Raw genomic sequence first — 25,012 nt, 5'->3', positions numbered from 1 at the left:
TCGAAGCGTTCCGGATGCAGTTCGTGGTGACGGCCCCTTCACTGGGAGGAAAGCCCGATTCGGGGATCTCTGGAGGCGGACCATGACTGGCAGACGGACACGGGGAGCGGCGGGCGTGGTCCTCGCCGGGGTCGTCGCGCTCGCGGCGGCGGGCTGCTCCGACGGCGACTCCGGGAACACGTCGGGCGCCGCCAGCAAGGCGGCCTCGGCGGCCTCCTCCGCCGCCTCCTCGCTCGCCTCGAAGGGGTCCGACGCTCTTGCCTCGGCCTCGGCGGAGGCCCGGCAGAAGCTCGACGGCGTCAAGAACGGGGTGAAGGCCAAGGACGACGTCACGCTCGGCACCCCGGCCGCCGGAAGCGACGGCAAGGTCACCGTCAAGGTGAGCGCCAGGAACACGGCGTCCTCGGCCAAGTCCTTCGCCGTCCAGGTCAACTTCACCGACAAGAACGGCAAGTTGCAGGACGTGACCGTGGTGACGCTCAAGGACGTGGCGGCCGGTTCAACCGGCGACGCCACCGCCCGGAGCAACCGCAAGCTGACCGGCGATGTGCACACGGTCGTCAACGCGGCGCTGCGGTACTGAACGTGAGCCCGGGCGAGCGGGCCGGGCTCAGTCCAGTCCCAGGCGGTCCGCCAGGCCCGCCCGCTCGAACGCCCGCCGCACCCGGGCCGACGAGACATAGCCGACACGTCCCGTGCGACGACGGCCGCTTTCCCGGCCATATCGTGGGCCCCCGAACACCAACGGCCACACGTCTGTTCACCGGGGGACACCATGCGGGACACACAAACGGAACCGGCCCCGGCCGCACGGCTCGCCGTACGCGGACTCGCCCCGACGCTGACCGTGCTGGTCGTCAGCCTCGTCGTCGCCGCCGTAGGCGTCTACGAGCTGTGCGGTTTCGGTCTGCACAGCCTCGACCGGCGTCCGCACCTGTTCAGCGACGGCCTCGCCACCGGCGGGGTGATCGTCGCCGCGGTGGCGGCCGGGGCCGCGGCGGGCAACCTCGCCTGGACCCTGGCGGCGGCCCGGCGCGGCGCGGACAACCCCGGATGAGAACCTGTGCACCGCATGTGCGCACCTTTGCACGCGCGTTACCCTACGAGCTGTAGGGTCGGCGTCGCCCCGTCCCCTCCCCCAAGGTGCCCGTCACCATGCCCGCACGACAGCCGAGCCCGGCCGCCCCACAGGCTCCCGCCCAGCACGCCCCCCGCCCCGGTTCCCCCGCCCCGCCGGCCGGTGACGGCCGGCTGAGGAAGCGGGCGGCGGCGGCCACCGTCTGGTACCTGCGGCTGCAGGCCGCGCTCAACATCCTCGCGGTGCTCTCCCTGCCCTTCCGCGAGGAGGTGCACGAGCACAACGTCGGCTCGTTCTTCACCCCCTACCTGGCCACCGCCGGCCTGGTCTCGGCGTTCCTCGCCCTCTTCCTCGCGGCGGTGATGCGCCGCCGCAAACGAGCGGCCTGGGTCTTCAACCTCCTCCTCGCCGGCCCGCTCTTCTGCCTCTACGTCCTCGCGCTCACCCGCGCCCCGTACCGCGAGCACGTCTTCAACTGGCTTTCCGCCGCCCTCACCGGCCTCTTCGTGGCCGCCCTGCTGCTCGGCAGGCGCGAGTTCGACGCCATCGGCGACCGCTCCAACCCGCGCCTCGCCCTCGCCGTCGGCACCGGCGGCGCCCTGGTCGGGGCCACGCTGGGCACGCTGCTGGTGCGCGAGACGAACCGGATCCCCGGCGCCACCCTCAAGGACGAGATCTCCTACACCCTGCTGCGCGGCATCAGCGTCGGCCCGCTCGCCGACCGCGTCGACACCGTGGACTCCCCCCGCTGGGCGGACATGACCGTCAACCTCCTGATGGCCGCGACCTTCCTCCTCGTCCTCTACGCCTGCTTCCGCTCCCCGCGCGGCGCGTGCCTGCTCGGCGCGGAGGACGAGCGGCGGCTGCGCGCGCTGCTCGACAGGCACGGCGAACGCGACTCCCTCGGCTACTTCGCGCTGCGCCGGGACAAGGCCGCCATCTTCTCGCCGAGCGGCAAGGCGGCCGTCACCTACCGCGTCGTCGGCGGGGTCAGCCTGGCCTCCGGCGACCCCATCGGCGACCCCGAGGCCTGGCCCGGCGCCATCGACGCCTGGCTCGCCGAGGCCCGCCGGCACGCCTGGACCCCGGCCGTCATGGGCGCGAGCGAGGACGCGGGCACCGTCTACTCCCGGCACGGCATGGACGCCCTCGAACTGGGTGACGAGGCGATCGTCGAGCTGGCCGACTTCACCCTGGAGGGCCGCGCCATGCGGGCGGTCCGTCAGGCCCACAAACGGGTCCTCCGGGCCGGTTACACCGTCCGTGTCCGCCGTCACGAGGACATCCCCGACGACGAGATGGCCCTCCTCGTCGACCGAGCCGACCACTGGCGCGACGGCACCACCGAGCGCGGCTTCTCCATGGCCCTCGGCCGCCTCGGCGACCCCGGTGACGGCCGCTGCGTGATGCTGGAGTGCCGTGACGCGGACGGTGTCCCCCGGGCCCTGCTCAGCTTCGTCCCCTGGGGCGGACACGGCCTGTCGCTGGACCTGATGCGCCGGGACCGCGCCTGCGAGAACGGCCTGATGGAGTTCATGGTGGTGGAACTCCTGCTGCGCGCCGAGGAGTCGGGCATCCAGCGGGTGTCCCTGAACTTCGCCATGTTCCGCTCGGTCTTCGAACGCGGCTCCCGCCTCGGCGCCGGCCCGGTGCTGCGCCTGTGGCGCTCGGTCCTCACCTTCTTCTCCCGCTGGTGGCAGATCGAGTCCCTCTACCGCGCCAACGCCAAGTACCGCCCGCTGTGGGAACCCCGCTTCCTGCTGTTCGCCAAGAGCAGCGACATCCCCCGCATCGGCCTGGCCAGCGCCCGCGCGGAGGGCTTCCTCACCCTGCCGGTGCTGAGGGGCCGGCCGTAGCGCCGCCGGGCCCGTCGCCCGGGGACCACACGCCCATCCACTGCTCGGCGCCCCACTCCTCGAACCGCAGCACCTCGGCGAACCCCAGCTTCGCCGCGAGGCGCATCGAGCGGTCGTTGGCGGTCTGGGTGCAGACCACCACCGGCTCGCCGGGAAGCGCGCCGGCGAACCAGCCGAGCGCCGCCGCGCACGCCTCGGCGGCGTAGCCGCGGCCCCATGCCCGCGGCAGGAACATGTAGCCGAGTTCCGCCTCCCCGGCGTCCGGACCCACGCGGCTGCGGTGCTCCGCGTCACGCCGGTTGAGTTCGACGGTGCCGATCATCGCTCCGTCGAGCTCGACCACGAATCGGCCGGGGCGGCTCTCGGGCGTCTCGGGCATCTGGCGCTCGAGCTCGTCACGCGGCCGGGGGCCACCGATGTGGGCGCCCACCTCCGGCGAGCTGAAGAGGTCGATGATCGCCGCACGGTCCCGGGCCTCGGGCTCGCGGAGCACGAGCCGCTCGGTGCGGATCGGGGCTGGTGGCCAGGCTGCGGAACCGAGTTCAGGCATGACGGGCAACGTATACACCCGGGAGCCCTCACGCACCGTCCCCCACGATCCCGCCCCCGACGGTGAACCCGATGACCGCTCCGCCGCCCTCCCGCCGGTAGGCGAACGGCGCCCCGCCGTGGGCCATGGCGACCTCACGGACGATGGACAGGCCCAGGCCCGACCCCGGCAGGGACCGCGCGTCGGCGGCCCGGTAGAAGCGGTCGAAGATACGGATCAGGTCGCCCTCGGCGATCCCGGGCCCCCGGTCGAGCACCTCGACCCGGACCGTCCCCGGGCGCGCCGGACCGGTGACGGCGATCTCGATCGGCTCCTGGCCGCCCCGGTCGAACTTGGCCGCGTTCTCGACCAGGTTGGACAGCGCCCGCTGGAGCATCCCGGGCCGCCCGTCGGTGCGCGTGTCGCCGCTCACGCGCAGCACGATCTCCCGGCCGGTACGGCGCTTGGCCAGCCCCAGCACGTCCTCGGCGATGTCGGCCAGGTCCACCTGCTGCGGCGGCTCGCTGTCGGACTGCCCGGCCGCGAGGTCGACCAGCTCGTTTACCAGGTCGGTCAGTTCCCGGGCCTCCTGGCCGAGGTCGGCGACGAGTTCCTCCCGGGCGGCGGGCGGCAGCTCGTCGATCCTGCGCAGCAGCGAGATGTTCGTACGCAGGGAGGTGAGCGGCGTCCGCAGCTCGTGCCCCGCGTCCTGGACCAGCCGCCGCTGGTCCTCCTCGGACTGGGCGAGGCGGCCCAGCATGCGGTCGAAGGCGCGGCCGAGCCGGCCCACCTCGTCCAGCCCGGCGACGGGCACCTCGATGCCCAGCCGGCGGGTGCGGGCCACGTCCTCGGCGGCGGAGGTGAGGACGATCAGGCGCCGGGTGATCCGGCGGGCCAGCCACCAGCCGAACAGGCCCGCGGCGACCACGACCGCCGACATCAGGATCAGCGTCCGCTGCTGCAGCGCCCGCAGCAGGTCCTCGGTGTCGCTGAACTCCTGGGCGACCTGCACCGCGCCCTTGCCGTCGCCGAGCGAGACGGTGGCGATGCGGAACAGGTCCTCACCGACCCGGACGTCCTTGTGCTCGACCACCCGGCCGGCCGTCCGCGCCCCGGACACGGCCCGGTCCCGGGCGGTGACCGGCAGCACCGGGCTGCCGTGGTCGACGATCTCACCCCGTGCGCCCAGCACCTGCACATCGGTCCGGGCCGGCCGGACCAGATCGTGGCCGGGCCGGGAGGAGGAGAAGTCCTCCGGGACCATCTCGTGCTGCCGCACCTCGTCCCGCACGTCGGACACGACCTGTGTGAACACCGACTGCTGGTCGACCCGGACCAGGCGTGCGGCGGAGCTGTAGGACAGGATGCCGACGAGGATCGTCACGGCGGCGGTGACGGCCGCGAAGGACACCGCGAAGGTGGTCCGCAGGGAGACCAGCCTGGGCCGGGGCCCGGCCCCGGGCCGCCGGCCGCGGCCCACTAGTCCTCCCGCAGCACGTAACCCACGCCCCGTACGGTGTGGATCAGCTGCGGGGCGCCGGGCTCGTCCAGCTTGCGGCGCAGATAGCCGACGTAGACGGCCAGGTTCTTGGAGCCGGGGCCGAAGTCGTAGCCCCAGATCCGGTCGTAGATGGTGGAGTGGTCGAGCACGATCCCGGCGTTGCGGACCAGCAGTTCCAGCAGCTCGAACTCGGTGCGGGTGAGCTCCAGCTCGCGCCCGCCCCGCCAGGCGCGGCGGGCCTGCAGGTCCATCCGGATGTTCGCGGCGCCCACCTGCCGGTCGGCGGCCTGCGCGTCCCGGCCGCCGTCACCGGCGGGCGTCGCGCCTGCCCCGCCCGCCGGCACCGGACTGGTGCGGCGCAGCAGCGCCCGCAGCCGGGCGAAGACCTCCTCCACGTCGAACGGCTTGACCACGTAGTCGTCGGCGCCTGCGTCCAGACCGGCGATGCGGTCGGCGGTCTCCACCAGGGCGGTGAGCATGAGGATCGGGGTGCTGTCGCCCTCGGCCCGCAGCACCCGGCAGACCTGGAGCCCGTCGATGCCCGGCATCATCACGTCCAGCACCAGGACGTCCGGCGGGGTCCGGTGCGCCTGGGCCAGCGCCTCGACCCCGTCGGCGACGGCCGTCACCTCGTAGCCCTCGAGCGTCAGGGCACGCTCGAGGGCATGACGGATGGCACGGTCGTCTTCGGCGAGCAGCACAGTCTGGGGCACGTCCCCAGTCTGCCAAGGCCTCGGGCGGTTCGGCCGGGCCGGGCGGGCCGACGATCACCCTTTTTACCGCGCTCTCACCGTCACGGCGGCGGCCGTGTCAGGCGCCGGCGGCGCCGAGCCGTGCGAGCTGCTCCTCGAACGGCACGACCCGCGGCCCGCCTACGGGCGCCGCCCCGGCCGCGGACAGCCCCGCCATGAGGCCGGCCAGCTCCCCCGCGGCCCGCTCGATCCGCTCGGCCAGCCCCTCGGCTCCCCAGTCCTCCGAGGCGGCGTAGACACCGGTGGGCACCACCACGGCCCGCAGGTAGGCGAACAGCGGCCGCAGCGCGTGTTCCAGCACCAGGGAGTGCCGGCCGGTGCCCCCGGTGGCGGCGATCAGCACCGGCTTGCCGGTCAGCGCGTCCTTGTCCAGCACGTCGAAGAAGGACTTGAACAGCCCGCTGTACGAGGCGCTGAACACCGGCGTGACGACGATCAGCCCGTCGGCCCCCGCCACCGCGTCCTGCGCGGCGGCCAGGGCCTTCCCGGCGAACCCGTTGGTGAAGTTGTGCGCGATCTCGACCGCGAGGTCCCGCACCTCGACGACCTGGACGTCCACCGGCCCGCGCCGTTCCACCGCCGCGGCCAGCCGGTCGGCCAGCAGCCGGGTCGAGGAGGGCACGCCCAGTCCCGCCGACACCACGACGAGCTTCAGGGAGTCGTTCATACGGTGGCCGCCTCCTTCGCGGTGAGCAGGGTCTGGTGGGTCGGCGCCTCCGGCACGTTCGCCGGGCGCCCCTTCGCGAACTCCTCGCGCAGCACGGGCACGACCTCCTCGCCCAGCAGGTCGAGCTGCTCCAGGACCGTCTTCAGCGGGAGTCCCGCGTGGTCCATCAGGAAGAGCTGGCGCTGGTAGTCCCCGGCGTACTCGCGGAAGGACAGCGTCTTCTCGATCACCTGCTGCGGCGAGCCCACCGTCAGCGGGGTCTGCTCGGTGAAGTCCTCCAGCGACGGACCGTGCCCGTACACCGGCGCGTTGTCGAAGTACGGCCGGAACTCCCGTACCGCGTCCTGCGAGTTGCGGCGCATGAACACCTGGCCGCCGAGCCCGACGATCGCCTGCTCGGGCGTGCCGTGCCCGTAGTGGGCGTACCGCTTCCGGTACAGCTCGACCATCCGCCTGGTGTGGTCCGCGGGCCAGAAGATGTTGTTGTGGAAGAAGCCGTCGCCGTAGTACGCGGCCTGTTCGGCGATCTCCGGCGAGCGGATCGAACCGTGCCAGACGAACGGCGGCACGCCGTCCAGGGGCCGCGGGGTGGAGGTGAAGCCCTGCAGCGGGGTGCGGAACTTGCCCTCCCAGTCGACGACGTCCTCGCGCCACAGCCGGTGCAGCAGGGCGTAGTTCTCGATGGCGAGGTCGATGCCCTGGCGGATGTCCTTCCCGAACCACGGGTACACCGGCCCGGTGTTGCCGCGCCCCATCATCAGGTCCACGCGCCCGTCGGCCAGGTGCTGCAGCATCGCGAAGTCCTCCGCGATCTTCACCGGGTCGTTGGTGGTGATCAGGGTGGTGGAGGTGGAGAGGACGAGCCGCTCGGTCCGCGCGGCTATGTAGCCGAGCATCGTCGTCGGGGACGAGGGCACGAACGGCGGGTTGTGGTGCTCGCCGGTGGCGAAGACGTCGAGCCCGACCTCCTCGGCCTTGAGCGCGATGGCGACCATGGCCTTGATCCGCTCGCGCTCGGTCGGCGTCCGCCCCGTGGTGGGGTCCGGCGTGACGTCGCCGACGGTGAAGATCCCGAACTGCATGGCCACCCTCCAGGTTGTTTACTGTTCAACTATAGCCCTGGAACGGTCCCCGCCCCGCCGCTATTCCCCCCCCCCCCCCGCCGCCCCCCGGGCCGGCTCAGCCGCGCCGCTCGCGCAGCCGGGCGATCTGCTCCCAGCCGAAGTCCACCGTGCGCTCCATGTGCCGCACGATCACCGCCAGCTCGCTGTCGTCCAGCTCGTCGAAGAGGGAGAACCAGTCACCGGCCAGCGAGTCCCACAGCCGCCCGAACTCGGCGATCCGCTCCGGCACCGTCGCCACCAGCACCCGCCGCCGGTCCACCTCGTCCCGCCGCCGCACCACGTAGCCCGCCCGCTCCAGGCGGTCCACCAGCCGGGTCGCCGAACCCGTCGTCAGTCCCGTCAGCTCCGCGACCCGGCCCGTGGTGACCGGCGCCTCCTCCAGCGTGAGCAGGTTCAGGCACTGCAGATCCGTGGGGTGCAGCCCGATCCGGTCCGCCACGGCCTGGTTGAACAGGGCGTATGAGGCCATGTACCGCCGGGACACCACGGACAGCTCCGCCAGCAGCCCGGACCGCCCGGTCCCCTTCCCGGCCATGCCGCACTCCCCTTCGTCCGCGTGGTGCAGTGATCGTACGACCACGGATCCGGACGCCCGGCAGGCGAACGCCTCCCCGGTACCGGCAGGCGAGCGCCCCGGCCGTGTCAGAAGGCGTACGCGTCCCCGGTGTCGAGGACCAGCACCTTCAGCCGGTCGTTCGTCCGGTCCCGGTCGACGGCGCCGCCGAGCCAGGCGGTGTCCACCTCCAGCGTCACCTCGGCCGGCTGCTCCTTCAGCCGCACCGCCACCGTGAGCCGCTCCCCCGCCGCGTCCACCTCCAGCGCGCCGATCCCGCACACCACCGTCCGCTCGTCCGTCCTCGCGCACCCCTGGGGCAGCCGCTGGACCTCTGCCAGCGGCACCGACCAGCGCAGACGCACGCTCGCGTCCGGCGTCGCGGCGGGCCCACCGTTGCGCGGGGTGAGGGAGACCTCCACCCGGTCCCCGGTCATCACGGCGCTCCCGTGCAGCGCCAGATCGGCCTCGGGCTCCGGGACCGCCCCGGCCGGCCCGGCCCCGCCCCCGGCCACCACCAGTGCACCGCACGCACCCAGCACCCACGACCTCATCCGCATGCCGTCCCACCTCGCGCTTGCCGTCCGTGTCCGCGTTACGGATGTATGCCACGCGAACGGCCCGGCAGGCGCCCTCCAACAGGTGACACCACAGCCGCGTGCGAAGCTGCCGTCATGCAGGTCCTCCGCTCCGCCGCCCTCTTCGTCGTCGCCGCCCTGTTCGAGATCGGCGGAGCCTGGCTGGTCTGGCAGGGGGTACGCGAACACCGCGGCTGGCTCTGGATCACCGGCGGCGTCCTCGCCCTCGGCGCCTACGGCTTCGTCGCCACCTTCCAGCCCGACGCCCACTTCGGCCGCATCCTCGCCGCCTACGGCGGGATCTTCGTGGCCGGCTCGATCCTGTGGGGCGTGGTCGCCGACGGCTACCGCCCCGACCGCTGGGACATCACCGGCGCGCTGATCTGCCTGGCCGGGATGGCGGTCATCATGTGGGCGCCCCGGAACGGCGCCTGAGGGCTCACCTACGCTGGACGGAACCGACCCGACGCAGTCCCAGGAGCAGCCCATGGCCACCGCCGCCCCGTCCGCCGCCTCCCGCATCGCCGTCGTCACCGGTGCGAGCAGCGGTATCGGCGCCGCCACCGCCCGGCAGCTCGCCCGGGCCGGCTACCGCGTAGTCCTCACCGCCCGCCGCAAGGACCGCATCGAGGCGCTGGCCGAGGAGCTGAACACGGCCGGCCACTCGGCCGCCGCCTACCAGCTCGACGTCACCGACCGCGCGGCCGTCGACGAGTTCGCCTCGGCCTTCCGGACGATCGGCGTCCTGGTCAACAACGCCGGCGGTGCCCTCGGCGCCGACCCGGTGGCCAGTGGCGACCCGGCCGACTGGCGCACGATGTACGAGACGAACGTCATCGGCACCCTCAACGTCACCCAGGCGCTGCTGCCCAGGCTGGAGGCGAGCGGCGACGGAGTGGTGGTCGTGGTGTCCTCCACCGCCGGCCACGGCACCTACGAGGGGGGCGCGGGCTATGTCGCCGCCAAGCACGGCGCCCACGTCCTCGCCGAGACCCTCCGCCTGGAGATCGTCGGCAAGCCGGTCCGCGTCGTGGAGATCGCACCCGGCATGGTGAAGACCGAGGAGTTCGCGCTGACCCGCTTCGGCGGCGACACCGACCGGGCGGCGAAGGTCTACGAGGGCGTGGCCGAACCCCTCACCGCCGACGACGTGGCGGAGACGATCACCTGGGCGGTCACCCGCCCCAGCCACGTCAACGTCGACCTCCTCGTGCTGCGCCCGCGCGCCCAGGCGTCCAACACCAAGGTCCACAGGGAGTCGTGATGCCCGACGAGGACTCCCTGGAGAAGCGCCGCCTGGCCGAGGAGACGAGGAACGAACGCCAGGTCTGGTACTTCCTCGCCTACTTCCTCTTCGGCATCCACTTCGTGGCGTTCGTCATGATCTACGCTGTGCGCCACGCGAAGTAGCCCGCGCCCGCCCTTCCCGGTTTCCGCCATTCGGACGCGGCCGGCTGGCCCACCCCCGCGCCTCGCGATGTCGTGGACCGGACGGCCGCCGGCGTCCGGAGTCCGTCGCGTGAGCGCCACCGGACGCCCGGCCGTGAAGGGAGACGGCATGGACACGGCCGGGGTCATACCGGGGCGCAGATGCTGGACCGCGGTCGTCGCGGTGATGGTCGCCTGTTCGACGGTCCTGACCGGAACGGACCACGCGGTGGCCGGCGGACCGCCGGCCCCCACGGTGCCCGTCCCGCGCCTGGACTGGCAGCCCTGCGTCCCCGGCAGCCCCTTCGACTGCGCGAACGCGACGGTGCCGCTGGACTACGACGACCCCCGCGGCCGCACCGTCGAACTGGCCGTCATCCGGCACCGGGCCACCGGCACCGGACGGCGCGTCGGCACCCTGTTCTTCAACCCCGGCGGGCCCGGCGGCCCCGGCACCGTGCAGATGCCGCAGACCTACGAGCTCTTCCCGCGTGAGGTGCGGGAGCGGTTCGACGTCGTGAGCTGGGACCCGCGCGGCGTGGGCAGCAGCACCGCGGTCGACTGCTTCGCCACCCGGCAGGAGGCCACCGCGTGGACGGCGGGCAAACCGGTCGGCGTACCGGTGGGCACGAAGGAGCAGGCGGACACGTTCGCCGCCTACCGCGACCTGGCCCGGCGCTGCGAGCGGCGCGACCCCGAACTGCTGCGCCATGTGTCCACCACGGACTCCGCCCGCGACCTCGACCTGCTCCGGCAGTCGGTGGGCGAACCGCGGCTGACCTACCTCGGCGTCTCCTACGGCACGTTCCTGGGCGCCACCTACGCCAACCTCTTCCCCGGCAGGGTCCGCGCCATGGCCCTCGACAGCAACGTCGACGCACGGGCGTACGCGGACGGCGCCCTCGGCGACGCCCCGCTCACGACGTTCCTGCGGCTGGGTTCGGACCGCAGCGCGGCGGAGGTCCTGGAACGCTTCCTCACCCTGTGCGGGAGCACCACCACCGCCCGCTGCGCCTTCTCCGCGGGCGGCGCGCAGGCCACCCGGGCGAAGTTCGACGAGCTGATGCGGCGGCTGCGGACGCACCCCGTGGGCGACTGGACCTACGGCCTCACCGCCGCGGCGGTGGTGAGCGGCCTCTACGTCGTCGATCCCGGATGGACCGACATCGCCCGCGCCCTGCAGCGCCTCTGGCAGGGCCGGACCCCGGAGCAGGCGCAGCGCCCGGCGGCGCCGCCGGTCCCGCACCCGGACCCGTACCTGGGCGACGAGCAGGCCGCCGCGGTGCTCTGCGGAGAGAGCCCCAATCCGCGTGACCCCGGCGCCTACCCCGCGCTGGAGAAGCGGGCCGCCGCCAGGGCGGGCGACGCCGGACGCGTCTGGGCCTGGGCCGCCGCGGGCTGCGCCCCCTGGCCGGCCGTCGCGGCCGACCGCTACAGCGGCCCCTGGAACCGCCCGACGGCCCACCCGCTGCTGCTGGTCGGCACCCGCTACGACCCCGCCACCCCCTACGCGGGCGCGCGGGCCCTGGCCGGCGAACTGGCCGACGCCCGGCTGCTCACCGTCGACGGCTACGGCCACACCGCGCTGGACAACCCCAGCGCCTGCGTCGCCCGGTACGAGAGCCGCTACCTGATCGACGGCACGCTCCCCCCGGCCGGCACGACCTGCCGACAGGACACGGCCCCGTTCCCCGTCCCCACCCCGGTCGGCGCCATCGCCACGGGCGGCGGAGGACTGGCCCGCGGCCGCTCCTGATCGGGCGTCAGTGGCCCAGCCTCAAACAATCAGCCCTTCACGCACAGGAACTGCTTGAGCTTCGCGACGACTCGGACAAGGTCGCGCTGCTGCTCCATGACCTGGTCGATGTTCTTGTAGGCGCCCGGAATCTCGTCCAGCACGCCGGAATCCTTACGGCACTCCACGCCCTTCGTCTGCGCCTCCAGATCCCCCACGGTGAAATGCCGCTTGGCGGCATTGCGGCTCATACGCCGGCCGGCCCCGTGCGAGGCGGAGTTGAAGGCCTGCTCGTTGCCGAGGCCTTCGACGATGTAAGAACTGGTGCCCATCGAGCCCGGGATGATCCCGTACTCGCCGGAGCCGGCCCGGATCGCGCCCTTGCGGGTGACCAGCAGGTCCATGCCCTCGTACCGCTCCTCCGCCACGTAGTTGTGGTGGCAGGAGATCTCCGGCTCGAAGACCGGCTTCGCCTTCTTGAACTCCTTGCGGACCACGTCCTTCAGCAGCGCCATCATCAGCGTGCGGTTGTACTTCGCGTACTCCTGCGCCCAGAACAGGTCGTTGCGGTACGCCGCCATCTGCGGGGTGTCCGAGACGAAGACGGCGAGGTCACGGTCGACCAGGCCCTGGTTGTGCGACAGCCGCTGGGCCACGCCGATGTGGTACTCGGCGAGTTCCTTGCCGATGTTGCGAGAGCCCGAGTGCAGCGTCAGCCAGACGGCACCGCCCGAATCGAGTAGAAGTTCGACATAGTGGTTGCCTCCGCCGAGCGTTCCCATCTGCTTGACCGCTCGCTCCTGCCGGAACCGCACCGCCTCCGCGATCCCTTCGAACCTCCCCCAGAACTCGTCCCAGCCCGCGGTGGCGAGTCCGTGGAATCGCCCCGGCTCCACGGGCTCGTCGTGCATCCCCCGCCCCACCGGGATCGCCTGCTCGATCTTCGACCGCAGCCGGGACAGGTCGCCCGGCAGGTCGTTCGCGGTCAGCGAGGTCCGCACCGCCGACATCCCGCACCCGATGTCCACGCCCACCGCGGCCGGGCACACCGCGCCCTGCATCGCGATGACCGAGCCGACGGTCGCGCCCTTGCCGTAGTGGACGTCCGGCATCACGGCCAGGCCCTTGATCCACGGCAGGGTGGCGACGTTCTGGAGCTGGCGCAGGGCCACGTCCTCCACCGTCGCCGGATCGGTCCACATCCGGATCGGCACCTTCGCGCCCGGCATCTCCACGTACGACATGGGTTCCTCATTCCCCCGGAAACGACAACAAAAGTCTTAAGAACAGCAAAACGCAAAAGCGGCAACAAGGTCTACGAAAAAGGACAGAGGGCCGTCGTTCACGGCAGTGCGTGCGGTACACATTGTCTCCAGTGAGCGCCCCGCGGCGGCAAGCGAATAACCAGCGGGGACACTGGATCACCCAAGCGAGCAGAGACCCGTCGAGAGGAGCCCGACCGTGCAGCGGAAGGCGTATGTGACCGGCACCGCCGCCCTCCTCGTGGCGCTGCTGGCCGGCTGCACGAGCGGTTCGGGGGACAGCGGCCCCACCGACGACGCCAACCCGGGCAACGCCGGTACGGCCACGCCCGCCGCCCAGCCCGGCAAGTACCGCAGCCTCCCCGAGCCGTGCGGGGCGGTGGACCACGACGCGCTCGACAGCCTGCTGCCCGGCATCGCGCAGATCGCCGACCAGGACCAGCGGGAGAAGGCCTACCAGGGCGAGGCGACGCTCACCTACAACACCGACCGCAAGGTGGGCTGCCGTTGGAAGGCGTCGTCCGGCGCCGCCACCGACCGGCTCGCGGTCGACTTCGAGCGCGTCGTGTCGTACGACAACGCGGTCAGCGACGACGACCAGGCGCAGAAGCTGTTCCTGGAACAGCAGACGGCGGCCGACCTGCCCGAGCCGAGCGCCCCCGCCTCCCCCACCGCCACCCCGACGACTCCCACCCCCACGGCGAGCACGGGCGACGACGCCTCCCCGTCCGCCTCGGAGTCCCCCTCCGGGTCCGCCCCGGAGTCCTCCTCCGGCGCCGCCGGCGCACCGCCGGCCGAGCTGCAGCCCCGGGTGCTGCCCGATCTCGGTGACGAGGCGTATCTGGACGACCAGCTCAACACCTCCGGCTCGACGGCCGAACAGCGGACGGTGACTGTGGTGTTCCGCACGTCCAACGTCGTCGTCACCATCGAGTACGAGGAGCAGCCGATGGCGACGGGAGCGGTCCCGGACAGCAAGGAACTGCAGGACAGGGCCCGGAACCTGGCCTCCCAACTGGCCGACGCGCTGGGCGGATGACGGCCCCCGCGGGCCGCTGAGGTACCGCCCGCGAAGCGCGCGAAGGGAAACCGCACAGCTCCTTCACCGCGTACCGTGGGGGCCCGCAGGAACCCGCACGAACACCGAGTGTCACGAGTGAAGGAACCATGCAGCGAGCAGCTCAGCGAAACGACCGTGCCCATGACCAGCGAGCCAAGCGTCTGCGCCGCGCCCTTGTCTGCGCAGCGGCCGTTCCCGCGGTGCTGATCACCGCCGCCTGCTCCTCGGACTCCGGCGACTCCACGGACAAGGGCGGCGAGAGCGCGGGACCGACGGCCGGCAGCGGTTCGGCGACGCCGTCGGCGAGCGCGTCCCCGAGCGTGCGGCCCGCCGCCTACCACAAGCTCCCCGAGCCGTGCGCTGCGCTGTCGAAGAAGACCCTGACCGATCTGGTCCCCAAGGGCGCCAAGTCGGGCAAGGAGGGCAGCAGCGACGACACCGCCACCCGCTCCTCCTGCTCCTGGAACAGCCTGGACAACAACGGGGTCAAGGGCTCGCAGTTCCGCTGGCTGAACGTCTCCATGCTGCGCTTCGACTCGGATGCCGGCCGGGGCTCCGGTGACGAGCAGGCGCACGCCTACCTCACTCAGCAGGTCGAGGACGCCAAGAGCGTCTCCGGCGCGAAGAACACCAGGACGGAGCCGGTCGCCGGGACGGGCGCCGAGGCGACGTTGGTGCGCTACGACCTGAAGAAGAAGGAGGGCACCTTCAAGCAGCAGACGGTGGTCGCCCGGGTCGAGAACGTCGTCGTCACGCTCGACTACAACGGCGCCGGCCTCGCGGGCGAGAAGACCCCGAGCGCGGACGACCTGGCGAAGGACGCGCAGAAGGCCGTCAAGGAGGCCGTCGCGTCCGTCTCGGCCGCCAACAACGGAGGCTCCGGTTCCGGCGCGTCCTCGGGCGGGACCGCGTCGCCGTCCAGGTCCGCCTCGAAGTCGCCCTCGAAGCAGGCGTCCAAGTCACCCTCATCCAGCGCTTCTCCGTCCAAGTCGGCCGCGAAGAAGGACTGACCCGGGTCACGTGCGCCGCACACGTGTGCCACTCTGTTGCGCGCAACAACACGCAATGGGAGGGGATTACGAGTGGCCGCGCCAATGCAGCTGACTCGGATGCACCGCATACTCGTCGGCGTGGTCGTGTCCGGCGCGCTGATCATCGCCGGCATCGGCTTCGCCGGTTCCTACGCGGCAGTCCGTGAGCTGGCTCTCAAGAAGGGCTTCGGGAACTTCTCCTATGTGTTCCCGATCGGCATCGACGCGGGTATCTGCGTCCTGCTCGCCCTGGACCTGCTGCTGACCTGGATCCGCATCCCCTTCCCGCTGCTGCGCCAGACGGCGTGGCTGCTGACGGCGGCGACGATCGCCTTCAACGGCGCCGCCGCCTGGCCGGATCCGCTGGGCACGGGCATGCACGCGGTGATCCCGATCCTGTTCGTGGTCGCCGTGGAGGCGGCCCGGCACGCCATCGGCCGGATCGCGGACATCACGGCGGACAAGCACATGGAGGGCGTCCGCATCACCCGCTGGCTGCTCTCCCCGCTGCCCACGTTCCTGCTGTGGCGCCGCATGAAGCTGTGGGAGCTGCGCTCCTACGACCAGGTGATCAAGCTGGAGCAGGAGCGCCTGGTGTACCAGGCCCGGCTGCGCTCCCGCTTCGGCCGTGCCTGGCGCCGCAAGGCCCCGGTCGAGTCCCTGATGCCGCTGCGGCTGGCCCGCTACGGCGTCCCCCTCGCGGAGACGGCCCCGGCGGGCCTGGCGGCGGCGGGCATCGAACCGCTGCTCATACCGGCGACTCCGCAGCCCCAGCCGCAGCCGCAGTTGACCGCTCCCGACGCCACCGCTCCCGCCTCCGCGGCCGCGGGCGGCCGTGCCGCCGTGGCGGCACCCGTGCCGCAGCAGCCGGGACCTCCCGGGCAGCGGCACCCCGAGCCCCCCGTGGACGAGGAGAGCCCCTGGTTCCAGACTCCGCGCGAGGTGGACTACCACGGCGGCTACGACCCCGCGTACAACCCCGTCCCGGACCCCCAGTACGTCCCGGAGGAGGAGTACGAGGGCTGGTACGACGAGCAGCCGGTGGAGCAGTTCCAGCAGCCCTCCCCCGAGGAGACCGGCAGCTTCCCGATCCCGGTGGGCCCCAACCGCACCCGCGAGCTCGGCGAGGGCGGCGGCCCCCCGGAGCCGGACGAGGACGCGTACTACCAGGTCTTCCGCCAGTCGATCGACGGCAGCTACCCCACGCCCCGCGTGCTCGGTGACAACATCGAGGCGACGTACGGCAACACGCTGAGCCCCAGCACCCTGAAGGATCTCGCGGAACGCTTCCAGCAGCGCCACACGGCGGAGATGGAAGAGGATCACATCGCCTGACGGCGGCGCACGAGGACACAGAAGAGGGGCCCTCTGACGAGGGCCCCTCTTCTGTGTCCGCTTCGCCTACTCGCCGAGCAGGGCCCGCACCCGCTCCTGGCCCACGGCGAGCAGCAGAGTGGGCAGTCGCGGCCCGGTGTCCCGGCCGACCAGCAGGTGGTACAGCAGGGCGAAGAACGACCGCTGGGCCGTCTTGATCTCCGGCGGCAGTTCCTTGGGCGTGGCGTCGGCCGCGAACCCGGCCTGCACCTTGGGCACGCCGTAGACGAGGTGGGTCAGGCCGTCCAGCGACCAGTGCTCGGCGAGCCCGTCGAGCAGCAGCCGCACCGACTGCTGGGAGGCCTCGTCGAGGGACTTCAGCAGCTCGGCGTCGGGCTCGTCGCGGACGATGGTGCGCTGGTCGGCCGGGACGTGGGTGTTGATCCACGCCTCCGCCTTGTCGTACCGGGGCCGCGCCTCGTCCAGCGAGCCCAGCGGCTGCTCGGGGTCCAGCTCGCTGAGGATGCGCAGCGCCTGGTCCTCGTGCCCGGCGGTGATGTCGGCGACGGACGCGAGCGTGCGGTACGGCAGCGGACGCGCGGTCCGCGGCAGCTCGGCGGCGGCCGTGCCCACGGCCCGGGTGTACGCGGCGACGTCGCCCGGCAGCGCGGAACCGTCGGCGACCTTGGCCGCCAGCTTGTCCCACTCGTCGTAGAGCCGCTGGATCTCCTGGTCGAAGGCGATCTTGAAGGACTGGTTCGGCCGGCGCCGGGCGTAAAGCCAGCGCAGGATCTGCGGCTCCATGATCTGCAGCGCGTCGGCCGGGGTGGGCACGCCACCGCGCGAGGACGACATCTTCGCCATGCCGGAGATGCCGACGAAGGCGTACATCGGGCCGATGGGCTGCTTGCCGCCGAAGATCCCGACGATCTGCCCGCCCACCTGGAAGCTGGACCCGGGTGACGAGTGGTCGACGCCGCTCGGCTCGAAGACCACGCCCTCGTACGCCCAGCGCATCGGCCAGTCGACCTTCCAGACGAGCTTGCCGCGGTTGAACTCGCTCAGCCGGACCGTCTCGGTGAAGCCGCAGGCGGTGCAGGTGTACGCCAGCTCGGTGCTGTCGTCGTCGTAGGAGGTGACGGTCGTCAGGTCCTTCTCGCAGTTGCCGCAGTACGGCTTGTACGGGAAGTAGCCGGCGGCGCCGGAGCTGCCGTCGTCCTCGGCGGCGGCGCCCGAGCCCTCCTCGGCCTCCAGCTCCGCCTCGTCCACCGGCTTCTGCTGCTTCTTGGCCGGGGCCTTCTTGGTGCGGTACTGGGCGAGGATCGCGTCGATGTCGCCGCGGTGCTTCATGGCGTGCAGGATCTGCTCGCGGTAGACGCCGGAGGTGTACTGCTCCGTCTGGCTGATCCCGTCGAACTCCACGCCCAGCTCGGCCAGCGAGGCGATCATCGCGGCCTTGAAGTGCTCCGCCCAGTTCGGGTACGCCGACCCCTTCGGCGCCGGAACCGAGGTCAGCGGCTTGCCGATGTGCTCGGCCCAGGACTTGTCGACGCCCGCGATGCCCTCCGGCACCTTGCGGTACCGGTCGTAGTCGTCCCAGGAGATCAGGTGCCGGACCTGGTGGCCGCGGCGGCGGATCTCGTCGGCGACCAGGTGCGGGGTCATGACCTCGCGCAGGTTGCCGAGGTGGATCGGGCCGGACGGGGAAAGACCGGACGCGACGACCACCGGTTTGCCGGGGGCCCGTCGCTCCGACTCCTCGATGACGTCATCGGCGAAACGGGAGACCCAGTCGGCGGTCTCGGTGCTCTGAGCCACGATCGGCACGTCCTTCTTTCTGAACGCTTCTTGGACGGGGTGACCGTCTCATTCTCCCAGACCGTTTCGCGACCGGGAAAACCCCTTTGCCCCCCATGGGATACTGACCGGGTCTATCCATCCCCACGAGGAGAACGGCACCCCTTCCTATGGCCTCGGTCACGTCCCTCAGCGATTCCGTCCAGCAGCGCCTCGCGTCCGCCCTCTCGGCCACCCTGCCGGAGGCCGCCGACGCGGACCCGCTGCTGCGACGAAGCGACCGGGCGGACTTCCAGGCCAACGGCATCCTGGCGCTCGCCAAGAAGGCCAAGGCCAATCCGCGGGAGCTGGCGACCCAGGTCGTCGCCGGGGTCGAGTCGGGTGACGTGATCAAGGACATCGAGGTCTCCGGACCCGGCTTCCTGAACATCACGGTCTCCGACCGGGCGATCACCGCGAACCTGGCCGCGCGGTACGCGGACGACGCCGGCCGCCTCGGCGTGCCGCACGCCGTGAACCCCGGCACGACGGTGATCGACTACGCCCAGCCGAACGTGGCGAAGGAGATGCACGTCGGCCATCTGCGCTCCGCGGTGATCGGCGACGCGGTCGTCCAGCTCCTGGAGTTCACCGGCGAGAACGTGGTCCGGCGCCACCACATCGGCGACTGGGGCACCCAGTTCGGCATGCTCATCCAGTACCTGGACGAGCACCCGCACGAGCTGGACCACAAGGACGCCCAGGTGACCGGCGAGGAGGCGATGTCGAACCTCGACCGCCTCTACAAGGCCGCGCGCAGGCTGTTCGACTCCGACGAGGAGTTCAAGACGCGGGCCCGGCGCCGGGTGGTCGACCTCCAGGCGGGCGACCCGAAGACCCTCGCCATGTGGCAGAAGTTCGTGGACGAGTCGAAGATCTACTTCTTCTCCGTCTTCGAGAAGCTGGACATGGAGATCCGCGACCCCGACATCGTCGGCGAGTCCGGCTACAACGACATGCTCGCGGAGACCTGCCGGCTCCTGGAGGAGTCCGGCGTCGCGGTCCGCTCCGAGGGCGCGCTGTGCGTCTTCTTCGACGACATCAAGGGCCCGGACGGCAACCCGGTCCCGCTGATCGTGCAGAAGTCGGACGGCGGCTACGGCTACGCGGCGACCGACCTCTCCGCGATCCGCGACCGCGTGTTCAACCTGAAGGCGGACACGCTGCTGTACGTCGTCGACGCCCGCCAGGCCCTGCACTTCCGGATGGTCTTCGAGACCGCCCGCCGGGCCGGCTGGCTCAACGAGGACGTCAACGCGCAGCAGCTCGCGTTCGGCACGGTCCTCGGCAAGGACGGCAAGCCGTTCAAGACGCGTGAGGGCGAGACGGTCCGCCTGGTCGACCTGCTGGACGAGGCGATCGAGCGCGCGTCGGCCGTGGTCCGCGAGAAGGCCCAGGACCTCTCCGAGCGGGAGATCGCCGAGCGCGGCACCCAGGTGGGCATCGGCGCGGTGAAGTACGCGGACCTGTCCACGTCGGCGATCCGGGACTACAAGTTCGACCTGGACCAGATGGTCTCGCTCAACGGCGACACCAGCGTGTACCTGCAGTACGCGTACGCCCGTATCCAGTCCATCCTGCGCAAGGCCGGCGAGGTCCGCCCGGCGGCGCACCCCGAGCTGGAACTGGCGGAGGCCGAGCGCGCGCTGGGCCTGCACGTGGACGCGTTCGCGGAGACGGTGCGCGAGGCGGCCGCGGAGTACGCCCCGCACAAGCTGGCCGCGTACCTGTACCAGCTCGCGTCGCACTACACGTCGTTCTACGACAAGTGCCCGGTGCTGAAGGCCGAGACGCCGCAACTGGTGGAGAACCGCCTCTTCCTGTGCGACGTGACGGCCCGCACCCTGCACCAGGGCATGGCCCTGCTGGGCATCAGGACGCCCGAGAAGCTCTGACGGCGACGCCCGCGCCACGGCGGCCTGTCCTCACCGCGAGGACGGGCCGCCGTCCGGTTTACCGGCCGTGGCGAACTCGCACCACACCAGCTTCCCCGGGGCCCGCATACCGACGCCCCACTTGTCGGCCAGGGCGGATACCAGCAGCAGTCCACGCCCGCCTTCGTCCTGCTCTCCCCCGGCCTCCTCCACGACGCGCGGCGCACCGGCCCCGCTGTCGTGCACCTCGGCCCGTACGAGCGCCCCGTCATACCGCAGCCGCAGCAGGAAGCCCCGTCCCGGCGGTACCCCGTGCACCAGCGCGTTCGTCGCCAGCTCGCTCACGCAGAGCGTCACGTCCTCCGCCCGCGGCCATCCGGCGAGCCCCCAGTAGGTCAGCGACCACTCGGTGAACCGTCTGGCGGCGGGCACCGAGCGGCGGCTCCGGCCGTAGAACTGGTCACGCTGGTAGGCAAGTTCGGTCTGTGCGTTCACGGGACGAAGATCGCGCAGAGTGACTAGTCTCGTTCAGTGGGTAATCCCGTACAACGTGTTTGTACGGGTTCGTACGGGGTCGTGTACGGCCGGGCCTGGGGAGTTCAGCGGTATGACGCCTACACGGAGGAACCACTCGGCCATGCGGATGCTGGGCCGCCAACTCGCCACCGCACGCCGGGCGGCGGGCCTGAGCCAGTCGGGCCTGAGCGCCGCGCTGAACATCAACGAGGAGACGATCGCGTCGATCGAACAGGGCCGGCGCACCCTGAAGCCCGACATCGCCGAGATCTTCGACGACTTCCTCGGCACCAAGGGGACGCTGGCCGCGGGCGTGGCCAACCTGCCGGAGGTCGACCAGTTCCCGCTGTGGGCCGAGGAGTACATGGACCAGGAGCGGGTGGCCATCGCGTTGTCCTGGTACGACGCGCTGGTGGTTCCGGGGCTGCTGCAGACCAAGGCGTATGCCCGTGCGCTGCTGAGTGGTCGCGTCCCGGCCTACGAAGCAGACGAACTGGAGACAAAGGCTGACGCTCGAGTGAAGCGCCGGGAGATCCTGCATCGCAAGGAGCCGCCGACGCTGAGTTTCGTCATCTGGGAACCGGCACTGCGCTGGCCCACCGGAGGCAGGGCGGTACATCTGGAGCAGTTGCGATTCCTGCGTGAATACTCTGAGTTGGCCTGCCTCTCGCTCCAAGTCCTGCCCCTGGACCGCGCACTCCACGCGGGCGACGCAGGCCCCTTCACGCTCCTGGAGACACCCGATCACCAGCACTTGGCCTACACCGAATCGCAACGCGGTAGCCAGTGGGTTTCCGACCCTGACGAGGTGTCCATCCTGGCGCGCAAGTATGCGATGCTGCGGACTCAGGCCCTCACCGTAGAGGACTCAAGAAGCCTGCTGGACCGTCTGCTAGGAGAGCAATGAACACCGCACTTCAGTGGTTCAAGTCGTCCTACAGCAGCAGCGAAGGCGGCCAGTGCCTCGAAGTGGCCGCCTCCCCCCAGGCGATCCACATCCGCGACTCCAAGCAGCAGCCCCCCGCCGACGAGCACACGCTGTGCCTCTCCCCCGCGACGTGGGCCGCCTTCACGTCGTCCCTCAAGTGACGTTGCTGGTCAACGGCGTTGTCAGTGGTGGCTCCTAGAGTCACCGTCATGGCGACTCTTCCCAACCCGCTGCCCTCTCTGGCGACCGACCCCAGCGGGCGTTCCCTCGGTCTTCGGCTCCCGCCCGGCAGGCTGGTCGACACCACGGACGACGGCCCCTGGCACGAGCCCCTGCTGTGGCACGCGGAGAAGCAGGCCGCGCCCGGCACCTGGGCCGCCCTGGGCGCGCCCGCCTCGCGGGCGGGACTGCTGCCCGTCCTCGTGGAGCTGGGCGGCACCCAGGGCGGACCGGACGACTGGGAGCTGATGCCCGGTGACATGTCCTACCCCGGGGACCACGACCCGGAGGAGGTCCTCGCGGAGTACTGGGGCGACGAAGGGGAGGAGGACGACCCCGGAGCCGGTCCGGAGGCCGGGTTCGACGAGGAACTGGCCGACCTGCTGGAGCCGTTCGGGGCCGCGTGGCCGGGCCTCGCCCCGGCCGGCGTGCTCAGCGCCGACCCGGGCACGAGGGCCGCGCAGGTGGCCGACTCGCTCGCCGAAGGTACGTGGCTCAAGGACACGCGCCTGGCCCTCGTCCCGTCCCGGCGCTCCGCCGACATCCCGGCCGCCATCGGCTGGACCGGCCCGCTCAACCACGAGAACGACGTGGCACGCCTGTGCGCGGTCCTGCGCTCCTGGGAGGACCGCTTCGGCATACGCGTCGTGGCCCTCGGCTTCGACGTCCTGGTGCTGTCGGTGGCCGCGCCGCCGAGCACCCTGGCCGACGCCGAGGCCGTGGCGGCGGAGCACTTCGCCTTCTGCCCGGACAACATCTCCCAGGGCGGGCCGGGCGGCCTGCGTGCCTACGCCAAGAACCTCGTCGACGAGCCGAGCTGGTTCTTCTGGTGGGACTGACCCCCGGCGCCGCTCACCGGTGAGCACTGCCCGGACATGCCCGAGGCCGCCCGGACAACGCTGGCCGGGCGGCCTCAGGACGGCGTGTGCCGAAGGCGCGGCACGGGTGCCGCGGGCGGGGCGTCAGACGAGCACCGGGGCTTCCTTCGGGTTCGGGCCGTACTTGTTGGCGCCGGCCTCGCCGTCCAGGCAGTAGAAGACCAGCAGGGTGATGGGGCCCACGAGCGGGATGATGCCGAAGAGGATCCACCAGCCGGAGCGGCCCGTGTCGTGCAGACGGCGCACCGTCACACCCCAGGCCGGCAGCAGGAGCGCGAGGACGACGATGCCCGCGACGGCCATGAGGGCCGGCGTCTTCGTCGCGGCGCCGATGCCGCCCAGCACGATGTAGATCAGGTACGCGAACAGCGAGAACAGCCAGAACTCCTTGCGGCGCGCGCGGCCGCTGAAGACGGCGTACTTCTTGAGTGCGGCGAGGAACCAGCTCATGACATCCCCCCAGGGATCGACGTTCAGCCCATCCCGGAAATGGATCAGGCCAGGCGCAGACATTAAGGGGTTGGCAGGAGCGCGTCATACACACGGAGCTGTGTGGCCGGACGGGCTTCAAACATCGTTTTCAGGACAGAAACACCCATGATCACGGAGTGCCCGCCGGATCATCACCGGAAATTCGCGGATCCGAACTCGTTCCGTTGCCGAAACGACAGCACACCGCAGCCGGGCCGCCGCCGTTTCGGTACCGGAACGATCTCCAACCGTGTCCGTCAGCGCAGCTTCCGGGCCGCCTCGGTCGCCCAGTAGGTGAGGATGCTGCGCGCCCCGGCCCGCTTGATGCCGGTCAGGGTCTCCAGGATGGCGCGGTCCCGGTCGACCCAGCCCTTCTCGGCGGCGGCCTCGATCATCGAGTACTCACCGGAGATCTGGTAGGCGGCGACGGGCACGTCCACGGCGTCGGCGACCCGGGCGAGGATGTCGAGGTACGGTCCGGCCGGCTTGACCATCACCATGTCGGCGCCCTCGGCGAGGTCCAGCTCCAGCTCCCGCAGGGACTCGCGCCAGTTGGCGGGGTCCTGCTGGTACGTCTTGCGGTCACCCTGGAGCGAGGAGCCGACGGCCTCGCGGAAGGGGCCGTAGAAGGCGGAGGAGTACTTGGCGGTGTAGGCGAGGATCGCGACGTCCTCCCGGCCGATCTGGTCGAGCGCGTCCCGGACGACGCCGATCTGCCCGTCCATCATCCCGCTGGGTCCGACGACATGGGCACCCGCGTCGGCCTGCACCTGGGCCATCTCGGCGTACCGTTCGAGCGTGGCGTCGTTGTCGACCCGCCCCTCGGCGTCGAGCACCCCGCAGTGGCCGTGGTCGGTGAACTCGTCCAGGCACAGGTCGGACATGACGAGCAGGTCGTCGCCCACCTCGGCCCGCACGTCGCGCAGCGCGACCTGGAGGATCCCGTCCGGGTCGGTGCCGACCGTGCCCTGGGCGTCCTTCTTGCCCTCCTCCGGCACCCCGAACAGCATGATCCCGGAGATCCCGGCCTCCACCGCCTCCAGCGCGGCCTTCTTCAGGCTGTCGCGGGTGTGCTGGACGACCCCGGGCATGGCCGAGATCGGCACCGGCTCGGCGACGCCCTCACGGACGAAGGCCGGCAGGATGAAGTCGGCGGGGTGCAGTCGCGTCTCGGCGACCATGCGCCGCATGACGGGCGAGGTCCGCAGCCGCCGGGGACGCGTACCGGGAAAAGATCCGTACTTCGTCATGGCTTCTACGCTACGCCCGCCCCAGGGGCACCTTTGCCGACGGGCCGTCGGCGCCGGGCCCGGGGCCTGGCCGCGTGGATGCTCAGTCGAGACAGAACTCGTTGCCCTCGACGTCCTGCATCACGATGCACGACTCGTTGTCGTCGTCGGCGGGCAGCACACGCACGCAGACCGCGCCGAGCGCGACCAGTCGTGCGCACTCGGCCTTGAGCGTGGCGAGGCGTTCCTCACCGACGAGTCCGGTGCCGGCCCGCACGTCGAGATGCACCCGGTTCTTGGCGACCTTGCCCTCGGGAACGCGCTGGAAGTACAGCCGCGGGCCCGCACCCGAGGGATCGAGGCACGCGAACCAGGAGCCCTGCTCCTCGGGCGGCAGCGAGCGGTGGTAGTCGTCCCAGGTGGCGAACCCCTCCGGTGGCGGCGGTACGACGTACCCCAGCACCTCGCACCAGAAGCGGGCGACGCGCTCGGGTTCCGCACAGTCGAAGGTGACCTGGATCTGCCTGATCGATGACATCGGCGCACCTTAACAGCCGATCGTCAGTCAACTCACCACGATTTCACACTCGTTG

The 25,012-nt window shown here is 71.5% G+C and carries 27 protein-coding genes; 14 read left to right on the top strand and 13 right to left on the bottom strand.

Annotated elements, in window-relative coordinates:
• Positions 1–82: 82 nt before the first annotated feature.
• The 3 genes from ACZ6B1_RS08315 (at position 83) to ACZ6B1_RS08305 (ending at position 2,934) form a co-directional block, all read left to right on the top strand.
• Complete coding sequence (locus ACZ6B1_RS08315; protein WP_468776164.1) at positions 83–583, top strand: hypothetical protein; 501 nt, start codon at positions 83–85, stop codon at positions 581–583.
• A 192-nt stretch (positions 584–775) separates the two neighbouring features.
• Positions 776–1,057, top strand: coding sequence for a hypothetical protein (locus tag ACZ6B1_RS08310; RefSeq protein ID WP_468776163.1), 282 nt, complete (start codon positions 776–778; stop codon positions 1,055–1,057).
• A 98-nt stretch (positions 1,058–1,155) separates the two neighbouring features.
• Positions 1,156–2,934, top strand: a complete 1,779-nt coding sequence (locus tag ACZ6B1_RS08305; protein ID WP_468776161.1) for a phosphatidylglycerol lysyltransferase domain-containing protein — start codon at positions 1,156–1,158, stop codon at positions 2,932–2,934.
• Here the strand turns inward: ACZ6B1_RS08305 and ACZ6B1_RS08300 are convergent.
• From ACZ6B1_RS08300 to ACZ6B1_RS08270, 7 genes are all read right to left on the bottom strand, one after another.
• Positions 2,903–3,484, bottom strand: a complete 582-nt coding sequence (locus ACZ6B1_RS08300; RefSeq protein WP_468776159.1) for a GNAT family N-acetyltransferase — start codon at positions 3,482–3,484, stop codon at positions 2,903–2,905. The genes ACZ6B1_RS08305 and ACZ6B1_RS08300 overlap by 32 nt on opposite strands.
• Positions 3,485–3,512: 28 nt before the next feature.
• Positions 3,513–4,943: a sensor histidine kinase gene (locus tag ACZ6B1_RS08295; protein WP_468776157.1), complete on the bottom strand. Its 1,431-nt coding sequence runs from the start codon at positions 4,941–4,943 to the stop codon at positions 3,513–3,515.
• Positions 4,943–5,677, bottom strand: a complete 735-nt coding sequence (locus ACZ6B1_RS08290; protein WP_468776155.1) for a response regulator transcription factor — start codon at positions 5,675–5,677, stop codon at positions 4,943–4,945. Before ACZ6B1_RS08290 ends, ACZ6B1_RS08295 begins: the two co-directional genes overlap by 1 nt.
• Positions 5,678–5,774: 97 nt before the next feature.
• The gene (locus ACZ6B1_RS08285) at positions 5,775–6,371 is read right to left on the bottom strand and encodes an FMN reductase (RefSeq protein ID WP_468777439.1); all 597 of its coding nucleotides are present in this window, start codon (positions 6,369–6,371) and stop codon (positions 5,775–5,777) included.
• A gap of 8 nt (positions 6,372–6,379) precedes the next feature.
• Positions 6,380–7,465: an LLM class flavin-dependent oxidoreductase gene (locus ACZ6B1_RS08280; RefSeq protein WP_468776153.1), complete on the bottom strand. Its 1,086-nt coding sequence runs from the start codon at positions 7,463–7,465 to the stop codon at positions 6,380–6,382.
• A gap of 97 nt (positions 7,466–7,562) precedes the next feature.
• A complete protein-coding gene (locus ACZ6B1_RS08275) occupies positions 7,563–8,042 on the bottom strand; it encodes a MarR family transcriptional regulator (RefSeq protein WP_468776151.1) in 480 nt (159 codons plus the stop codon).
• Positions 8,043–8,149: 107 nt separating this feature from the next.
• Entirely contained in the window at positions 8,150–8,620 is a 471-nt protein-coding gene (locus tag ACZ6B1_RS08270; RefSeq protein ID WP_468776149.1) for a hypothetical protein, read from the bottom strand.
• Positions 8,621–8,734: 114 nt separating this feature from the next.
• Here ACZ6B1_RS08270 and ACZ6B1_RS08265 point away from each other — a divergent pair, with 114 nt between their 5' ends.
• The 4 genes from ACZ6B1_RS08265 (at position 8,735) to ACZ6B1_RS08250 (ending at position 11,822) form a co-directional block, all read left to right on the top strand.
• Positions 8,735–9,073, top strand: a complete 339-nt coding sequence (locus ACZ6B1_RS08265; protein WP_468776147.1) for a YnfA family protein — start codon at positions 8,735–8,737, stop codon at positions 9,071–9,073.
• Positions 9,074–9,125: 52 nt separating this feature from the next.
• The gene (locus ACZ6B1_RS08260) at positions 9,126–9,902 is read left to right on the top strand and encodes an SDR family NAD(P)-dependent oxidoreductase (RefSeq protein WP_468776145.1); all 777 of its coding nucleotides are present in this window, start codon (positions 9,126–9,128) and stop codon (positions 9,900–9,902) included.
• Entirely contained in the window at positions 9,902–10,048 is a 147-nt protein-coding gene (locus tag ACZ6B1_RS08255) for a hypothetical protein (protein ID WP_358928494.1), read from the top strand. Before ACZ6B1_RS08260 ends, ACZ6B1_RS08255 begins: the two co-directional genes overlap by 1 nt.
• A gap of 148 nt (positions 10,049–10,196) precedes the next feature.
• Positions 10,197–11,822 carry an alpha/beta hydrolase gene (locus tag ACZ6B1_RS08250; protein ID WP_468776144.1) on the top strand — a complete coding sequence of 542 codons (1,626 nt, stop codon included), beginning with the start codon at positions 10,197–10,199 and terminating at the stop codon, positions 11,820–11,822.
• A gap of 29 nt (positions 11,823–11,851) precedes the next feature.
• On the opposite strand, the gene ACZ6B1_RS08245 is transcribed toward ACZ6B1_RS08250, so the two are convergent.
• The gene (locus ACZ6B1_RS08245; RefSeq protein WP_468776142.1) at positions 11,852–13,045 is read right to left on the bottom strand and encodes an RtcB family protein; all 1,194 of its coding nucleotides are present in this window, start codon (positions 13,043–13,045) and stop codon (positions 11,852–11,854) included.
• Positions 13,046–13,262: 217 nt separating this feature from the next.
• On the opposite strand from ACZ6B1_RS08245, the gene ACZ6B1_RS08240 reads away from it, so the two are divergent.
• The 3 genes from ACZ6B1_RS08240 (at position 13,263) to ACZ6B1_RS08230 (ending at position 16,489) form a co-directional block, all read left to right on the top strand.
• Positions 13,263–14,102: a DUF3558 domain-containing protein gene (locus tag ACZ6B1_RS08240; RefSeq protein ID WP_468776140.1), complete on the top strand. Its 840-nt coding sequence runs from the start codon at positions 13,263–13,265 to the stop codon at positions 14,100–14,102.
• 128 nt (positions 14,103–14,230) lie between these two features.
• Positions 14,231–15,133: a DUF3558 family protein gene (locus ACZ6B1_RS08235; RefSeq protein ID WP_468776138.1), complete on the top strand. Its 903-nt coding sequence runs from the start codon at positions 14,231–14,233 to the stop codon at positions 15,131–15,133.
• Positions 15,134–15,232: 99 nt separating this feature from the next.
• Positions 15,233–16,489 carry a DUF2637 domain-containing protein gene (locus ACZ6B1_RS08230; protein WP_468776136.1) on the top strand — a complete coding sequence of 419 codons (1,257 nt, stop codon included), beginning with the start codon at positions 15,233–15,235 and terminating at the stop codon, positions 16,487–16,489.
• Between the two features lie 66 nt (positions 16,490–16,555).
• On the opposite strand, the gene lysS is transcribed toward ACZ6B1_RS08230, so the two are convergent.
• Complete coding sequence (lysS, locus tag ACZ6B1_RS08225) at positions 16,556–18,295, bottom strand: lysine--tRNA ligase (RefSeq protein ID WP_468776134.1); 1,740 nt, start codon at positions 18,293–18,295, stop codon at positions 16,556–16,558.
• 140 nt (positions 18,296–18,435) lie between these two features.
• Between lysS and argS the strand changes: the two genes are divergently transcribed.
• Positions 18,436–20,199, top strand: a complete 1,764-nt coding sequence (argS, locus tag ACZ6B1_RS08220; RefSeq protein WP_468776132.1) for an arginine--tRNA ligase — start codon at positions 18,436–18,438, stop codon at positions 20,197–20,199.
• A gap of 30 nt (positions 20,200–20,229) precedes the next feature.
• On the opposite strand, the gene ACZ6B1_RS08215 is transcribed toward argS, so the two are convergent.
• On the bottom strand, positions 20,230–20,673 hold the full coding sequence (locus ACZ6B1_RS08215; protein WP_468776130.1) for an ATP-binding protein: 444 nt from the start codon (positions 20,671–20,673) through the stop codon (positions 20,230–20,232).
• A 142-nt stretch (positions 20,674–20,815) separates the two neighbouring features.
• Between ACZ6B1_RS08215 and ACZ6B1_RS08210 the strand changes: the two genes are divergently transcribed.
• From ACZ6B1_RS08210 to ACZ6B1_RS08200, 3 genes are read left to right on the top strand one after another with little or no spacing between them, the layout of a single operon-like run.
• Complete coding sequence (locus tag ACZ6B1_RS08210; protein WP_468776128.1) at positions 20,816–21,601, top strand: helix-turn-helix domain-containing protein; 786 nt, start codon at positions 20,816–20,818, stop codon at positions 21,599–21,601.
• On the top strand, positions 21,598–21,783 hold the full coding sequence (locus ACZ6B1_RS08205) for a DUF397 domain-containing protein (RefSeq protein ID WP_468776126.1): 186 nt from the start codon (positions 21,598–21,600) through the stop codon (positions 21,781–21,783). Before ACZ6B1_RS08210 ends, ACZ6B1_RS08205 begins: the two co-directional genes overlap by 4 nt.
• Positions 21,784–21,831: 48 nt before the next feature.
• Positions 21,832–22,680 (top strand): DUF4253 domain-containing protein, encoded by an 849-nt coding sequence (locus ACZ6B1_RS08200; RefSeq protein ID WP_468776124.1) that lies wholly within the window; start codon positions 21,832–21,834, stop codon positions 22,678–22,680.
• Positions 22,681–22,803: 123 nt separating this feature from the next.
• Here the strand turns inward: ACZ6B1_RS08200 and ACZ6B1_RS08195 are convergent, their stop codons facing one another.
• The 3 genes from ACZ6B1_RS08195 to ACZ6B1_RS08185 form a co-directional block, all read right to left on the bottom strand.
• Positions 22,804–23,169, bottom strand: coding sequence for a DUF805 domain-containing protein (locus ACZ6B1_RS08195; protein ID WP_468776122.1), 366 nt, complete (start codon positions 23,167–23,169; stop codon positions 22,804–22,806).
• A gap of 278 nt (positions 23,170–23,447) precedes the next feature.
• The gene (gene hemB / locus ACZ6B1_RS08190) at positions 23,448–24,440 is read right to left on the bottom strand and encodes a porphobilinogen synthase (protein ID WP_468776120.1); all 993 of its coding nucleotides are present in this window, start codon (positions 24,438–24,440) and stop codon (positions 23,448–23,450) included.
• An 82-nt stretch (positions 24,441–24,522) separates the two neighbouring features.
• Positions 24,523–24,957, bottom strand: a complete 435-nt coding sequence (locus tag ACZ6B1_RS08185) for a VOC family protein (RefSeq protein WP_468776118.1) — start codon at positions 24,955–24,957, stop codon at positions 24,523–24,525.
• Positions 24,958–25,012 lie beyond the last annotated feature (55 nt).

The organism is Streptomyces sp. NPDC041129, from assembly GCF_055592265.1.
This window is presented reverse-complemented; position numbering and strand designations above follow the sequence as displayed.

Bases quoted from the DNA above. Each gene is read 5' to 3' on its own strand.
- ACZ6B1_RS08315 (WP_468776164.1), top strand. From the start codon at position 83: ATGACTGGCAGACGGACACGGGGAGCGGCGGGCGTGGTCCTCGCCGGG.
- ACZ6B1_RS08310 (WP_468776163.1), top strand. From the start codon at position 776: ATGCGGGACACACAAACGGAACCGGCCCCGGCCGCACGGCTCGCCGTA.
- ACZ6B1_RS08305 (WP_468776161.1), top strand. From the start codon at position 1,156: ATGCCCGCACGACAGCCGAGCCCGGCCGCCCCACAGGCTCCCGCCCAG.
- ACZ6B1_RS08300 (WP_468776159.1), bottom strand. From the start codon at position 3,484: ATGCCTGAACTCGGTTCCGCAGCCTGGCCACCAGCCCCGATCCGCACC.
- ACZ6B1_RS08280 (WP_468776153.1), bottom strand. From the start codon at position 7,465: ATGCAGTTCGGGATCTTCACCGTCGGCGACGTCACGCCGGACCCCACC.
- ACZ6B1_RS08275 (WP_468776151.1), bottom strand. From the start codon at position 8,042: ATGGCCGGGAAGGGGACCGGGCGGTCCGGGCTGCTGGCGGAGCTGTCC.
- ACZ6B1_RS08270 (WP_468776149.1), bottom strand. From the start codon at position 8,620: ATGCGGATGAGGTCGTGGGTGCTGGGTGCGTGCGGTGCACTGGTGGTG.
- ACZ6B1_RS08265 (WP_468776147.1), top strand. From the start codon at position 8,735: ATGCAGGTCCTCCGCTCCGCCGCCCTCTTCGTCGTCGCCGCCCTGTTC.
- ACZ6B1_RS08260 (WP_468776145.1), top strand. From the start codon at position 9,126: ATGGCCACCGCCGCCCCGTCCGCCGCCTCCCGCATCGCCGTCGTCACC.
- ACZ6B1_RS08255 (WP_358928494.1), top strand. From the start codon at position 9,902: ATGCCCGACGAGGACTCCCTGGAGAAGCGCCGCCTGGCCGAGGAGACG.
- ACZ6B1_RS08250 (WP_468776144.1), top strand. From the start codon at position 10,197: ATGGACACGGCCGGGGTCATACCGGGGCGCAGATGCTGGACCGCGGTC.
- ACZ6B1_RS08245 (WP_468776142.1), bottom strand. From the start codon at position 13,045: ATGTCGTACGTGGAGATGCCGGGCGCGAAGGTGCCGATCCGGATGTGG.
- ACZ6B1_RS08235 (WP_468776138.1), top strand. From the start codon at position 14,231: ATGCAGCGAGCAGCTCAGCGAAACGACCGTGCCCATGACCAGCGAGCC.
- ACZ6B1_RS08230 (WP_468776136.1), top strand. From the start codon at position 15,233: ATGCACCGCATACTCGTCGGCGTGGTCGTGTCCGGCGCGCTGATCATC.
- argS (WP_468776132.1), top strand. From the start codon at position 18,436: ATGGCCTCGGTCACGTCCCTCAGCGATTCCGTCCAGCAGCGCCTCGCG.
- ACZ6B1_RS08210 (WP_468776128.1), top strand. From the start codon at position 20,816: ATGCGGATGCTGGGCCGCCAACTCGCCACCGCACGCCGGGCGGCGGGC.
- ACZ6B1_RS08205 (WP_468776126.1), top strand. From the start codon at position 21,598: ATGAACACCGCACTTCAGTGGTTCAAGTCGTCCTACAGCAGCAGCGAA.
- ACZ6B1_RS08200 (WP_468776124.1), top strand. From the start codon at position 21,832: ATGGCGACTCTTCCCAACCCGCTGCCCTCTCTGGCGACCGACCCCAGC.
- ACZ6B1_RS08195 (WP_468776122.1), bottom strand. From the start codon at position 23,169: ATGAGCTGGTTCCTCGCCGCACTCAAGAAGTACGCCGTCTTCAGCGGC.
- hemB (WP_468776120.1), bottom strand. From the start codon at position 24,440: ATGACGAAGTACGGATCTTTTCCCGGTACGCGTCCCCGGCGGCTGCGG.
- ACZ6B1_RS08185 (WP_468776118.1), bottom strand. From the start codon at position 24,957: ATGTCATCGATCAGGCAGATCCAGGTCACCTTCGACTGTGCGGAACCC.